15 protein-coding genes are annotated in these 14,357 nt (G+C 51.6%); all 15 read left to right on the plus strand.

Annotation, left to right across the window (positions count from 1 at the left end):
* Positions 1-1,211: phytanoyl-CoA dioxygenase family protein (locus OXG87_10415; protein ID MCY3869962.1), on the plus strand; the 1,211-nt coding region annotated here is incomplete at its 5' end.
* A gap of 21 nt (positions 1,212-1,232) precedes the next feature.
* Entirely contained in the window at positions 1,233-2,222 is a 990-nt protein-coding gene (locus OXG87_10420; protein ID MCY3869963.1) for an Ldh family oxidoreductase, read from the plus strand.
* Positions 2,223-2,711 (plus strand): DUF6141 family protein, encoded by a 489-nt coding sequence (locus OXG87_10425; protein MCY3869964.1) that lies wholly within the window; start codon positions 2,223-2,225, stop codon positions 2,709-2,711.
* On the plus strand, positions 2,708-4,051 hold the full coding sequence (locus tag OXG87_10430) for an alkaline phosphatase D family protein (protein ID MCY3869965.1): 1,344 nt from the start codon (positions 2,708-2,710) through the stop codon (positions 4,049-4,051). Before OXG87_10425 ends, OXG87_10430 begins: the two co-directional genes overlap by 4 nt.
* 30 nt (positions 4,052-4,081) lie before the next feature.
* Positions 4,082-4,537 carry an NUDIX domain-containing protein gene (locus tag OXG87_10435; GenBank protein ID MCY3869966.1) on the plus strand — a complete coding sequence of 152 codons (456 nt, stop codon included), beginning with the start codon at positions 4,082-4,084 and terminating at the stop codon, positions 4,535-4,537.
* Between the two features lie 48 nt (positions 4,538-4,585).
* On the plus strand, positions 4,586-5,539 hold the full coding sequence (locus tag OXG87_10440) for a hypothetical protein (GenBank protein ID MCY3869967.1): 954 nt from the start codon (positions 4,586-4,588) through the stop codon (positions 5,537-5,539).
* A gap of 34 nt (positions 5,540-5,573) precedes the next feature.
* Positions 5,574-6,089 (plus strand): GNAT family N-acetyltransferase, encoded by a 516-nt coding sequence (locus OXG87_10445; GenBank protein ID MCY3869968.1) that lies wholly within the window; start codon positions 5,574-5,576, stop codon positions 6,087-6,089.
* Between the two features lie 17 nt (positions 6,090-6,106).
* On the plus strand, positions 6,107-6,463 hold the full coding sequence (locus OXG87_10450) for a chromosome partitioning protein ParB (protein ID MCY3869969.1): 357 nt from the start codon (positions 6,107-6,109) through the stop codon (positions 6,461-6,463).
* Between the two features lie 39 nt (positions 6,464-6,502).
* Complete coding sequence (locus OXG87_10455; GenBank protein ID MCY3869970.1) at positions 6,503-7,396, plus strand: phytanoyl-CoA dioxygenase family protein; 894 nt, start codon at positions 6,503-6,505, stop codon at positions 7,394-7,396.
* Positions 7,397-7,414: 18 nt separating this feature from the next.
* The gene (locus OXG87_10460) at positions 7,415-9,256 is read left to right on the plus strand and encodes a hypothetical protein (protein ID MCY3869971.1); all 1,842 of its coding nucleotides are present in this window, start codon (positions 7,415-7,417) and stop codon (positions 9,254-9,256) included.
* Between the two features lie 57 nt (positions 9,257-9,313).
* Complete coding sequence (locus tag OXG87_10465) at positions 9,314-9,703, plus strand: VOC family protein (GenBank protein MCY3869972.1); 390 nt, start codon at positions 9,314-9,316, stop codon at positions 9,701-9,703.
* 30 nt (positions 9,704-9,733) lie between these two features.
* The gene (locus OXG87_10470) at positions 9,734-10,012 is read left to right on the plus strand and encodes a DUF4258 domain-containing protein (protein ID MCY3869973.1); all 279 of its coding nucleotides are present in this window, start codon (positions 9,734-9,736) and stop codon (positions 10,010-10,012) included.
* A 2-nt stretch (positions 10,013-10,014) separates the two neighbouring features.
* Positions 10,015-10,281 (plus strand): YgiT-type zinc finger protein, encoded by a 267-nt coding sequence (locus OXG87_10475; GenBank protein ID MCY3869974.1) that lies wholly within the window; start codon positions 10,015-10,017, stop codon positions 10,279-10,281.
* A gap of 43 nt (positions 10,282-10,324) precedes the next feature.
* Positions 10,325-11,281 carry a Gfo/Idh/MocA family oxidoreductase gene (locus tag OXG87_10480; protein ID MCY3869975.1) on the plus strand — a complete coding sequence of 319 codons (957 nt, stop codon included), beginning with the start codon at positions 10,325-10,327 and terminating at the stop codon, positions 11,279-11,281.
* 31 nt (positions 11,282-11,312) lie between these two features.
* A complete protein-coding gene (locus tag OXG87_10485) occupies positions 11,313-14,114 on the plus strand; it encodes a TonB-dependent receptor (protein ID MCY3869976.1) in 2,802 nt (933 codons plus the stop codon).
* The last annotated feature ends 243 nt before the right edge of the window (positions 14,115-14,357 follow it).

A 14,357-nucleotide genomic window follows, 5' to 3' on the forward strand; every position in this document is an offset into this window, starting at 1 on the left:
GCGACGAATTTCTGGAAACCGGCTACCTCATCGTCAAGGAAGCCGTGCCACGCGATAAGCTCGAACGCGTCCGTCAGGCGTACGAAACGCTCGTTGACCGCCAGCGCGAAAACTGGAAAGCCGAGCGTGCGGAAAATGATCCACCTGGAGGCGTATGGGAAACAGCGCCACAGCCTCGCCTGCAACTCTCAAGATCGCCGCTCGTCAATCAGATCGACCAGGAGACCGCGCCAGCAGTCGAAGTATGGCTCGAAGAGAACATCCACGGGGTCAGTACAGAACTTCTCGATATCGCGGACGGAGCCGTCACAGAAATGATGATGATGTGCAACCCCGTCAGGGATCACGGCCCGGCAAAGTGGCACCGCGATCACCATCCGATCGACACGGCACCGCTCCAGGGCTATATCGACGACATCCTCGAAGGAGGCCCGCGCTACGTCCAGTGGAACATCCCGCTCTACGACGACAGCGTCCTCTGGGTAATACCGGGCAGCCATCTGCGGCTGAACACCCCCGAAGAGAATGAGATATTGTTGGCAGACCCCTGCCGCCCACTACCCAATGGCGTACAGACACACCTCGAAGCCGGTGACGGCGTCGTCTATATCCTCCCCATCCTCCACTGGGGCAGCAACTACAGCCCCAAAATGCGGCGAACCATCCACGGTGGCTTCTCGACCCACACTTCAATCAAGGACCTCTCGTTTACCAACTACCTCTCTCCGCAGGCACAGGAGGCATTCGCGCGCTGGAACAACCGCAGCGAACAGATGATGCAGCACACGGAAGACGCACTGAGAGCTGTTCTCTCTGGAGATAGCACCGCGTATCTCAGCGCCCTGGACAACCTCCATCCGTGGCGGGCCGAAAAAGGTAGAATTCTGTCAACCGTATTCCTCTGCAAAGCGGCACTTGCGATTCGACTGCGAAAAGACCCTCCGCTTCAGAATATCGCCGAAGACCTCCAGCGTCGCCTTCTGGGAAAACATCCCATCACGCTCAACTGGGGATCGAAATTCGCCGAACGATTCACCTCTGACGAAGTCCACTTGCTCTGGGATCGCTTCAGCCCACTCGAAGCACTGCTCCAATCGGACGAAGAACACTTTGTGCCGGGCTTTCAATCCATCCCCATGAAGCATTATTTCAATGAGATGCCCGCGGACTATGACACGGCGGACTTCATCGCCAGTTGGACAGAACAGTAGTTCCACCTCGAAGGAGACTTCATGCCCGTTTACATCCCCGAAGACGCCAGGCGTATAATGCCCAATTTGTTGCGCGACTTTGCGACTGAAGCATTGCACAAAGTCGGTTTGCCAGATGGCGATGCCGCGTTGATCGCGCGCTATCTTGTAGATGTGGATTTGCGCGGGGTGGCCTCACACGGCACGCGACAGTTGCGGCGGTATGTGGCTGAGTTTCGAGAAGGGCGCATTAACCCACAGCCCGAAATTGCCCAGATCATGGATGCCCCTTCAATGGCGATTTTTGATGGCGATGGCGGTGCGGGTTACCTCGTAGCAACGCGGGCAACAGAGGCCGTCATTGAAAAGGCGAAAACAAACGGCATTGCCGTTGCGAGCACGCGCAATCACGGCCATGTGGGCAGCGCGGGGATCTACGCGCGGCTGGCACTAACACGCGACCTGGCGACCCTTTGCGTGGCAGGGGGAATCGCTTGGACCAAACCGACGCGCCCCGATGCAACGGTATGGGATGCGATGTCTGCCCCCCCGATGTGTTTTGGCATACCAACTGCAGAAGGTCCGCCTTTTGTACTGGACATGAATGCAAACATGTTGAAAGACCGCAGCAAACTCGCCGAGGCATTGCAGACATTCCCGGATTTTATTTTTAAAAGTTTGGGCATGCGATTTACATCGTGGTTCCTGGCGGGTATTTTAGCAGGCACAGCAACACCTGAATCGCACAGACCAAAATTTTCAAGCGCCACGCGGGGATTTATGATTGTGGCGATTGATGTGGCTCAACTGGGAGACTTGGAGGCTTATAAGGCAGAAATCTCTCGCATTTTGCGCGAAAGCCGGTCACTGAACCCCATGCCGGGCTTGTCGAGCGCCGAAGTTCCCGGCAGTTTGGAATGGCAACGCGAACAAACGCGCGAGCAAAGCGGTATCCCGCTGACCGAAGAACATCTCGACATGTTGCAACGCATTGCCACAGAGATCGATGTACCTATACCCTGGGAGGCATAAATGGACAACTCAAATTTCATCGAAATTCAGCAATTTAGACAGGGCTGGCTATTGGCTATTGTACTTGCAGCTTTGATCTATATAGGATTCAAGGTATTTCGGAACTGGCCAATGTCTGGCACCAATATGCTCATTTTCGGTGCCATTGCTCTGGCTCTGGTATTGGTACCGGTGTTTATGCTTTCGATAAAGATGATAACTGAAGTCAAAAATGACGCTATTCACATCAGATTCTTTCCGCTAAAGAGAGAGGTAATCCCATTCTCAGAAATTGCAAAATGCGATGCCAGACAGTACAGCCCAATCAAAGAATACGGCGGATGGGGAATTCGATATGGAACTAAAGGAATAGCTTATAATGTGAGTGGAGATCGGGGCGTACAATTGGAATTAACGAATGGAAAGCGATTATTGATTGGCTCTCAGCGATCTGAAGAGCTGGCAAAAACAATACGTTCCACAGTCTTTACAACAGAGGAGGAAGGATGAAAATTTTGATCTTAACAGTACTGATGCTCATTCCATCGCGGATGATGGCTGCAGAGCTACTTGCAGGCCCAATGATAAGCCACACGACGACATCGTCGGCGATAATCTGGGTTGAGACAGACGCGCCAGCAAAGGTCACAGTAGATTACTGGACGCAAACGGGCAGAGCTATGACGATCACCCGTGCAGCAGTCGAGACAATGACCTCGGAAAGCTATCCCCACACTGGCACGGTGACACTGAACGGACTTGTGCAGAACACAAGGGTTCACTACGCGATTTCGGTAAATGGAAAACAGGTAAGAGCACTTGTTCCCCAGGTATTCCGTACAATGCCCGCGATGCAACCGCGACAGAATGATTCAACCTACGTCGCTGATTTCTCCGTGGGATTCGGATCCTGCTTGAACCCGGGAACACAGCCCATGCAACCTGCATTTGCAGAAGTCTTGCAACACCGCCCAAACGCATTTTTCTTTATTGGCGACATCAACTACATGCCGGGACGATCCAGTCACTATGGCGAGGACCCGGACCCAGTTCGCTATGCAATGGCGGGATACCATCGGGAAGTACGACATGTGCCGGAAATCAGAGCACTCATGGCGACGACGCCCAGCTATGGGATCTGGGACGACCACGACTATGGGCCCAACAACTCCGACCGCACATTCTCCTATCGGGAAGAGACCCTGGAACTGTATCGACGGTATTGGCCGAACTCGGGTGGAGGCACTTCCCAGACAAAGGGGATCTTTCACAAATTCCGAATTTCCGATGTCGAGTTCTTCATGCTCGACGACCGCTATCATCGGGACCCGAATGACGCAGAAGACCGCAAGACAATGTTCGGCCAGAGCCAAATCGACTGGCTGAAAGCATCCTTGAAGGCGAGTACAGCGACGTTCAAAGTAATCGCCAACGGAAATAGCATGGTCGTTGACTTCACGGGACGTGGCGAGCGCTGGGACAATTTTGGTACAGAGCGGGACGACTTCCTGAAATGGATGTTCGCCGAAAACATCACCGGTGTCGTCTTCATCGCAGGCGATTGGCACGTTGGGACGCTCAACCGCCTCTATCGCGAGGGACAGGACACCTATCCCCTCTTTGAATTGCTCAGTTCCAACGCCGCCGTCAGGACAGACCCAATCGTCCAGAGACCCCGCTCGGGCTGGCGCGGAAACCCACAGAGTATCGCAACCGTCTATCCCGGTTTCAACTTCGGGCTACTCCGTTTCTCAGGCCCTAAAGGCAATCGCGAGCTAAACATGAAAATTGTCGATAAAGATGGAAACGTACAGATCAAATACGTGTTGGGGGAAAATGATCTGAGATGAATAACGTGAAATTCGCTTGAGGTATCTATTATGAACTTGCGAAATGCAGCCAAGGCTCTGATTCAGAGAGGCGACCAAATTCTCGTTACCGAGAATATCGATGACAAAGGTCTTTGGTACATTCTGCCAGGGGGAGGCATGGACCCCGGCAAAGAGACACTAATAGATGCTCTCAAGCGGGAGTGCCAGGAAGAAATAGGTGCTGACGTCGCAGTTGAAGATTTAAACTTTGTTCGAGAATATATCACAGACAATCATGAGGGTTCCCGGACAAAGGGTGTCCATTTAATTGACTTCATCTTCCGATGCTCCGTTGATGAAAGATATAATGCCTCCGAAGCCCCAGAGGGAGATCCGATGCAGGTTGGGGTAAAATGGATGAGCATTAGTGAACTCAAAAACCTGAGATTCTATCCTAAGCCCTTACTTGATTACCTTGGCTCTGAACCCGGGGCACCTCCTATATACCTGGGAGATATTACCTGACAGAACCAGATGATGACCGTTGCCCAACCCCATAAAGGACATCTCCCTATGAAAGCCGTCTGGGCTATCGACCGGCTCAGGACCGACACCGAACGCGAGCAAGCCGTCGATTTTGTTGCTGACCTCGGCTGCAATATGCTTATTACCAATAGCGCCACTCCTGAAATGGTCGCGCGAGCCCATAAACGGGACATCCAGGTCATCGCCACCGTCCTCCCCTATTCCGACGACGACTTTGAAAATGTCTATCCGTATTGCCTTCAAAAAATGCGCGAATTCGAACACACAGTCTCGGACATCATCGCCGGACAATCCTGGCTCCGGTTGCACGGAGAGAGCTACCGCTGGCAATCGTTCGTCTTACCGAGAACGACCCTCTGTTTCGAACACCCGGAATCGCAGGCCGAACTCAAGAAGCGGGTTGAGCGCGCCCTCAACATCGCCGACGGGATCGCCCTCGACGGCTTTGGCTTTGTCAACTACTACGCCTGTTTCTGTGACCGCTGTGAAACCCTCCGTAAAGAAGCGAACGCGCAAACTCCCAATCTGTCAGACATCGAAATCATGGGAAAAATATCCACGCAAACGCTCATTGACGTTCACCGTCTCCTCTACGACCACGCTAAATCTATAGATCCCAATGCCATCGTCACCAACCACGTCTGGCCACACTTCCTTCCCGACGAGTACATTGGCGCCAAATACAAACTCGACTATTGCACACAGACCATCTCCTGGTTCTATCCCCCCGAATGGCGACTCGAACGCGTTGAAATGGAAGCCGCGGAAATGAAGCGCCTGGAAAATCCGGAGACCAACCGCTTTGTCCCCTTTATCGGCATCCACGATCTGCCCGGCTTCGTGCGCACACCCGAACGCCTTGCCGAGGAGATAGCAATCGCCTTAAAATACGGCGGCGGCAATCTCGTCATCTCTCGCTTGAGCACCCTGCAGAAGTACCCGAGACTCGCCAGGGCCGTAAAAGACGCACTCAAGAAATGAGGAAAGGCGCCATCACTATGAAAGGTCGCCTACCATGACAATAATAATTCGAGAACCTTCTAAAAACGACACCAGAGGTCTGGCCGAAGTCCACGTTCGATCATGGCAGGCTGCGTACAGGGGGCAATTGCCCGACGACTTTCTCGATAATTTATCTGTTGACCAGAGGGAGAAACAATGGCACCTGACCCTCAACAGCCCCACAAATAAAGTACTTGTAGCCGAAGTAGATCAAAGGATCGTTGCTTTCATCAGCTTCGGTCCCGTACGAGATGAAGGACTGGATAAAAATGCTGTTGGCGAAGTCTATGCAATTTATGCCCTTGAAGAATTCTGGGACCGCGGCATTGGCCGAAAGCTGATGGAGGCATCTCTTACGGCCCTTCGCGATATGAATTGCTCAATGGTAAAAATTTGGCTTCTCGATACCAACCAGAGGGCGATTTCCTTTTATCGAAAATTCGGATTCAGCGCAGATGGTGCACAAAAAGTAGAACCCCTTGCAGGGGTTGAACGTAAAGAAATCCGATACAGCCTGAATATGGTCTGAAATCGAAAGGAGGCTTCGTGCCACAGAAACACAGTACAATACGCGATGGCAAACAGCTTGTGTGGTACACTGAAAAACTCTGGAAACAGTCCAACGGTCTTTCTACATTTGAAATCGATATATCATCAATCAAAGAATTAGACGAAGACTGCTGGTTTGGGCAAAAGAAACCTACCCTCAGAGAGATCGCGCGGCATTGTAAAAAAATTAACACGGCATCTCTGAAATATCCTATCATTCTAAATGTAGATGGCTCACTCATGGATGGCGGCCACCGCCTGTGCAAAGCAATACTTGAAGGCCACAAGACCATAAAAGCTGTCCAATTCACATCCATGCCCGAGCCAGATGAAATACATGAGTTGGTCCCCTGACGCGGGTCCTGACTCGTTCTAAAAAAGGAGACCGTCATAATGGCAATGATTGACATGAAACAAATCGAGACACTGGAGGATGCGACGGATTTGTTGCAGAATCCGGAGACGCTCCGGCGACAGGCAAAGGAGAATGGGTACCTATTCTTTCGCAACCTGCTCGATCCGGAACGTGTACTCGAAGTTCGGCATCAGATCCTCGGCGTCTGTCGGGATCACGGGTGGCTGATGGATGGCTCCGAACTGACATCAGGCATTGCAAATCCCGACATTCAGGTTGTCGAGAGCAAAGACCCGCGCTGGCAGGCATTTTATGATGATGTACTGAAAATTCGAGACTTTCACGCACTGGCACTCGAACCTCCTCTGATTCGGGCGTTCGAAGTTCTATTCGGCGAACAGGTACTCCCGCACAGCCGAAACATCTGCCGTCTTGTCTTCCCCGATACAGATACTCATTCGACCCCACCGCACCAGGACAATTACTTCATCGGAGGATCAGACGAAACCTGGACAGCATGGATTCCCTGCGGTGACTGTCCAGAAGAACTCGGAGGACTTGCCGTCGCCCGAGGCTCGCACCGACGCGGGAAACTGGAAACATTCGAAGGCGTGGGACCGGGAGGTCGTCAAGTTCCCGTCGAAGAGGATTCCGTCTGGATCGGCGGCGACTATCTATGCGGCGACGTGATTATTCTACACAGTCTGACCATTCATCAGGGACGCGATAACGAGTCGGCAGATCGTCTGCGGATTTCGGCTGATTACCGATATCAACCGCGAAGTCATCCAGTCCGAGAGGACTCGCTACAGCCACACATGAATTGGCTGACCTGGAAAGATGTTTATGAGACGTGGGATGAGAGCGACCCGGTAAAATATTACTGGCAGGCGTGGGACCTGGATATTGTTGCGAGAGAAGTGCGTGTTTAATAAAGGGGATGAACACCAATGAGTAAGGAGTGGGTATCAGCCCTGGATACAGTCCGTGTGCAGCAGTCAGGTACGTGGTGGGAGAGCCAGTTCCGGTATGCCAGGACAGCCTGTCTGGAGACGGAGGAGAATGGCGCGGCCTTGACGTTTGAATTTACCGGTACAGGAGTGGCACTTGGTCTGGGCCAGCACGCCGTGTCGGCCTACGGAAGACCTTCTCTGGGAAAGCTAATTGTGACAGTAGATGATGGGAGTCCGCGTGTCTTGTATCCGGGTAACGAAGCACGAGAGGTGGTACTGGCGAGGGGACTGACACAAGGGAACCACCGGGTACGCGTTGAGCATCTTCAGAACAGGGGCGAGATGGGCTGCCGTATATCTGGATTTCGAGTCCTAACGGAGCATTCTGGAGAGCTGTCATTTGTACTCAACGGCGAGGAAAATGGCTTCCTCGTAGATGCACGAGCGGTGGTGCGCCAGGGTAATCAGATAGTGCGGAACACGCTGGTGCGGAACTGGCTATCGGGGGCGTGTCGTCTGACTGGCCTACCCTCAGGAAAGGGATATTCTCTGGAATTGATTGCGTACGGATGGGAGTCCCAAAGAATTGAAGAAATCGCGATTCAAAAAGAAAAAGAAACGCGCCTGCCACCAGTGTATCTACACCGAAATCTGGAGACCATACCACAAGGCGTCCGATTTCCGGTTCTGGGGCACCCGGCCATCCGTCGGCCCGGTGAATCTTTTCGGGTGCGGTTGGGCGCCTACGATCACACGATAGGACAAGTGAAGTTGTCGCGTCGGGTTGGGCCGGCTACTATCTCACGTACGGTGGCGTTTGAGGAGGATTCGAGCGCGAAGTTTTATTATGATCGGGAAGGCACGATAAGTCTGCCCCAAGACATACCACCGGGATTATACGATCTATCGATAAAGGTGTCCGGCTCGCGGGGAGATTTCACGCGACAGTCTCCCAGAAGCGTGTACGTCGTTCGAGACTATCCAAAAGATCCTGTATTTATGACGTTTGGACACCTGGACACGCAGGGACAGTACCAGGCGGAATACGAAAGACAACTGGCCGAAGTCGCCAACCTGATCGCACCGGATATGGTCCTGATTAGCAATGCGGTAAATCCGGCGTATATCTCAGGATCACATCTGGTACTGGAGATGCCCTATGCGATTACATTCGGCAATCACCAATTTTATGGACACGAGAGGTGGTATGGAGATCAGGTGGGAATCATCGATTATGGGCCAGACCTATGCATCCTGAATTTCGGGCATCCCTGGCATGTGGATCTATCGCAAGCCAACGCGCTTCTATCCTCGCGGGCGAAGGCTAAGATCAAGATAATCAACGCATTCGAGCACAATGCCCCGGTAGAGACATTTCTGGATAGGCATAAGGTAAAGCTGATCCACGACGCGCATGGTCCCGGGGAAAAGGTGATGCCCATTGGAGCCACACCCACGACGCGGGTGGGCAAAAGCAATAGCAGCAGTTTTCGGGTGGTGCGTTTTAAAGATGGTCATGTAACATCGGCGACCTATCGAGGAGATGCAGTTGCTCCCATTCCTTTTGATCGAGCGGGACCACCGCCACTTAGCGTGACATACGATCCGGGTAACGACGGGATACACGACAGAGTGACAGCCAAAGTGACCAATATTCTTGCAGACGCGTTTCCCGATTGCCGGGTGACATTTGTGCTACCAGCAGGAGCGTACGCGGTGGATGGCGGCCGTCTGGAAACGATGGTCACCAGCGACGATGAGAGATATACCGTGCTGACCGTGCGGGTGGATGTACCTGCGAAAGGGACAACTCGAGCCACAGCCTGGAAGAAGGAATGAACCATCACCTATTTGCAATTGTGATTTTTTTATAGATTCAGAGAGAAGGAGATAAGCGTGAAAACTAAATCTATATTTAAAACAGCCTCGCCCTACTTGCAAGATGCCCTGAACCTTCCTGTTGAGGACCTGGAAGAAGCCATCCCTTTTTACGAAACAATCATGGGATTTCATGTCGTATCTCGGAAGGACATGCCATGTAAATCTGCTATACTCGCAAGAGACGATATCCAGATCGGCCTGGCGGAAAATGGTGGTGATCCGACCCAGGAGGGCTGTTTTTTTGAAGTAGATGATGTCGAAACCGCCTTCAACGAATTGAAGAACAATGGACTGCAAAATGACGATCCCAATTATCGGATTGACCAACACGGTGATAAATCCTTCCGCATATTCTTCGTCATCGCGCCGGACGGGTTGTGCTATTGTCTTGGTCAGCGGGTATGAACGTCAGTATAAACCCTCTGGAAATATAAAGTGGCTATCATAGATGTCATTCGAGGCAAGTTGGTAGAGCAAGAATACGAATTTGCCATACCACATTTTTTTGAAGAAATGGCTGATGATGATCTAATCTTTCCAGATATTGAAGAAGCAATAGCAAGGGGAAAAATTAGACGAAGATTTACACGTGACCCGCGAGGTACACGGTACGAAATTGTAGGTTCCGCAACAGACGGAAGACAAATCGCTATAATATGTCGTATTAAGAGCACTGGGAAATTACTGTTTATCACAACTTACGCTCTGGAGTAGCCATGCCTAAAGACAACATGAATGCTTACGATTATGGGGAATGTGAAAACTGTGACACACCCCTGCAAGAACAGCGTATTAAACAGGACTTTTGGATACGTGATGAACTCATCGTTTTAGAGAATGTTCTGGCAGGTGTTTGTCCCCAATGTGGAGCCAAAGTCGTGCGAGCCGATGTGGGATCTCGCATCGCAGATTTACTGAATAATCCCGAGCGGATAGCAACCGCTCCCCATATTTCTGTTCCTGTCCTCAGCTTTGATGAATGAAAAAAGCGATATGATTCTCTATTATAGGGCAGAACAATCAAAAATGAATCACCTGACATATAAAAAGCCTCGTATCTGCATCCTGGGTTGTGGGAATATCGGCGCGCTTCATGCGAAAAATTTGCAATGGCGGGCGGTGTTGTATTTTTGCAGTCGGTCGCGGGTAAGCGCGTACAAGTACAATCTCAAATTTAAGGGCGAGGGCACCTTTGACGACCTGACCGCCGTATTGGAAAGCGATGTGGATGCCGTAGTAATCGCTTCCCCGCCAGAGCATCACAAAGACCAGATAATCGCATTATTAGAAGCTGGCAAATCCGTGCTCGTCGAAAAACCGATGTGCATTTCACCAGAGGAAATTGTCGAGATCGAGACCGCGCTGGAACGGGTCGAGACCCCCTTATTGATGATCGCGGAGAATTATTATTACAAACCCTCGCTATCGTACATCAAGCACATGGTCGCCCAGGGCGATATTGGCGAAATCAGTTCAGTTTCAGTAAAAAAGCTCACTACGCAAGCGGCGCAAGGTTGGAAAAGTGCTCATGGTGCTTTGCTGGAAGGCGGCATTCATTTTATCGCCTTGATTTCAGATCTATTCGATGCGGTACCCGAACAGATCGAGGCGATATTCCCGGGCTATTCAGGCAATACACCAGAGCGCGAATCTGTCGTGAGAATGGTCTATGCCACAGGCGCGATTGCTGAATTGCATTACTCGTGGCAAACACCGAGTTTGACAAAAGGCGTTTTTCAGCATTCTTATATCGAAGGCACGCGCGGACGCATTGTTTTTGAAAGCAACGGCATTTATATTCGCAAACCCCAGAAAGGCTTTCGGATTCTCTGGCCGGGACTGAAAGATTTGATGGGCTATCGCGCGATGACGGCTGATTTTTTATCCTGCCTTCAAAACCGTTCGCGTCAGCCGTATTCGGATTTTGCACGCGCAAAACGCGATTTAAAAATTGTATTTGATGCGTATGCGTGCGATAGCTAAAAAATTGTCATTCTCCAATCGCGAGGTATGGATGAGTGTAAAGCACATATTCTGGCAAATAATCGCCATCGTATTTATTACACCAGTATTCGCAGAGGATGTTAAAGAATCGCCCGACGAGCCGAAAATCTACGAATTTGAAGAGATTGTCGTAACCGGTTCCCGCATCAAAAGCGCAGAGAGTCTTTCGCCTGCGCCAGTCGTCGTCCTATCCGGTGACGAAATCAAAGCGCGGGGATTACCGTCCATTGGAGATGTGCTACAAACACTCACAGTACAGTCCAATGCAACCAACACCCAGTCCAACAACGGCGGCGATGGCTCTACCAGAATTAGTCTGCGCGGACTCGGCTCTAATCGTACCCTGGTATTGGTCAACGGGCGCCGCTTCGTCCCGGGCGGAACAGGCGCAAATTCATCTGTTGATCTCAATTCTATTCCCGCTTCAGTTATCGAACGCGTCGAAATTCTCAAGGATGGAGCCTCAGCCATATATGGATCAGACGCCATTGGAGGGGTGATCAATATCATCACCCGGTCAGATATGGAAGGGGTAGAGATAGATTACTATGAGGGGATTTCAGGTGCAGGCGATGGCGAAGTCCGCGACCTCAGCATAACCGCCGGTTTGCAAAGCGAAAAAGGCCACATATTGTTTTCGGCCGGTTACCACAACCGGAGGCCTGTCTGGACCGGTGACCGCAGTTTCAGCGTATCGGACAAAAACTACGACTGGGGAAAAAACGACGGCACCTATAACAAAAACGGCAGTTCGGCCACCCCGGAAGGCCACATTATTGACCGCCTGGGCACCGAGGGCAACGAAGTCTGGCAGGCAGTCGTTGCGGCGGCTGGCGAGGACGCCGGTGATTACCACCGCGATCCAAATACAGGCTGGCGTCCCTTCAATTGGGCTGGAATCTCCTCGGATGGAAGCGGTGACACGTACAATTATCAGCCGGAGAATTACCTCTACACCCCACAGACGCGCTACAGCTCCTTTTTTAGTGGTGCTTACAAATTTACTGAAGGTGCGAAAACTTTCTTCGAAGTATCGTACACCAATCGCCAATCCGACCAGAAGCTGGCTCCAACGCCCTTGTTCACCATCAGCGACGGCATCGTAGTATCTGCCACCAACCGTTACAACGAATTTGGCCGCGATTTTATCGATGTTCGGCGGCGTTTTCTCGAAGCAGGCAATCGCAACTATCTCCAGGATATCGATACCTATCGCATCGTTTTGGGTTTGGACCATCAGTTTATGGGCTTTGACGCTGACCTGTCCTTTTCCTACGGGCGTAGCGAGGGAACCAGCGTCAACGAGGGTCGATTTATAATCAGCAATCTCGTGCGGGCACTGGGACCAGACGAGGATTGTACCGGCGATTGCGTGTCACTGGATATACTCCACGGTGCCGGCACAATCACCCAGGAGATGTTAGATTACATCCAATATGCCGGTATCGCCAGAGGCTACTCTCAACAGCAAATCCTGCAGTGGAACCTGACCGGTGAGATCGCGCAACTCCCGGCTGGTCCGCTGGTCATGGCAGCAGGTCTTTCATCGCGCTGGGAAGCGGGGGCCTACCTTCCCGATCCCATAACCGCATCGGGAAATACCACCGGCAGTGACGAGGCGCCCACCGATGGTGCGTACTCGGTCAAGGCTTTGTATGCAGAAGCCCATTTGCCTCTCTACAAAGCGGGAGAAGTCGGTCTCGATTTAATAGCCGCTGGGCGCACTTTCCACTACGATTCGTTCGGCTACGGCTCCACTTATAAAGCAGGTACTCGTCTCGAATTGCCTCAGGGGCTGGCATTTCGCGCCACATACTCCAATGCTTTTCGCGCCCCCAGCATCGCCGAAATGTTCCTCGGCAACAGCGATGGTTTCCCGCTGGTCAGCGATCCCTGTAGTACAGTGGATGAAGCGGGCAATGCCCGGACGTTGACCGCTCAGCAAATGCGAAATTGCGCAGCTCAAGGCATCCCATCTGACTTTGAGGATTCACGGGCACAACTGCGAGCCCAGTTCAGTGGCAGCACAGATCTTGATCCAGAAAAGGCCACAATGCTCACAGCAGGTCTGGTTTATCAGCCGAGTTTTCTGGATGGATTCGATATAACTGTCGATTACTATACCAGCGCGATCACGAATGAAATCGGCGCGTTACCCGCCAGCCTCATCTTGAGTAACTGCTACTCGCAGGACACGCCATCCAACTGCGATCAAGTCGTGCGCGACCCAAACACCTGGCTGATTAACCATATCCTGTCACCCAACACCAATATTGGCGAAACCGAAACCAGCGGCATGGATATCGGACTCCATTACGCTACTGACTCACCTCTGGGTATTGTCTCGGCGCAAATAGAGAGCAATCTGCTCGTGAAGTACGATCAAATCCTGCCTTCAGCCAACGGTCCCGAATTAGTCAAAGGCAAGGGCTACTACGACCTGGGCGTGTTCCCAGGCTGGCGTCACGCCGCTTCAGTTGGCGTAGAGAAACACCGTTCTTCCATTGGGCTAACCTGGCGATACATCGGCGGATTCGAGGAATGCGAAGATGACGACTGCAAGGGCAAGTACCGCCCGGATGTGACAGAAATACCACCAAGTCGCAAAATCAGCTCCAACAGCATCTTTAGTATGCATGGATCATATCAACTGGAGACCGCCTTTGGTCACTCCGTACTCACAATCGGAATAAACAACATCCTCAATCAGGCACCAGCAGTGATATTCAATGGTTTCCTCGGCACGTCCGATGCCAATACCTACGATTTCTTAGGCAGGTATTTATACCTCCGTCTCTCCCATGCACTGTAGTTGTTGGCACTCACCCTCGCACACTGTCAGACACACCTTCTAAAAATCCCTACTCTAACACGCAAATCCCGCCTCCTGTTCGCCTCTTTTAAGTTGACCCATTTTCACCTTCCATCTATATTTCTATAGCTATCGCACCTCCCTCTTTATTTTTTACTTTCTTTCTCTCCCCCTTTGGAATTCAAAAGTCCTTCCCGCATGATGAATTTTAATCCATTTAGCGCGCATGTTCGCCGCGACTAT

The sequence above is a fragment of the Gemmatimonadota bacterium genome (assembly GCA_026706845.1).
In the GTDB taxonomy this organism is placed as follows: Bacteria; Latescibacterota; UBA2968; order UBA2968; family UBA2968; genus VXRD01.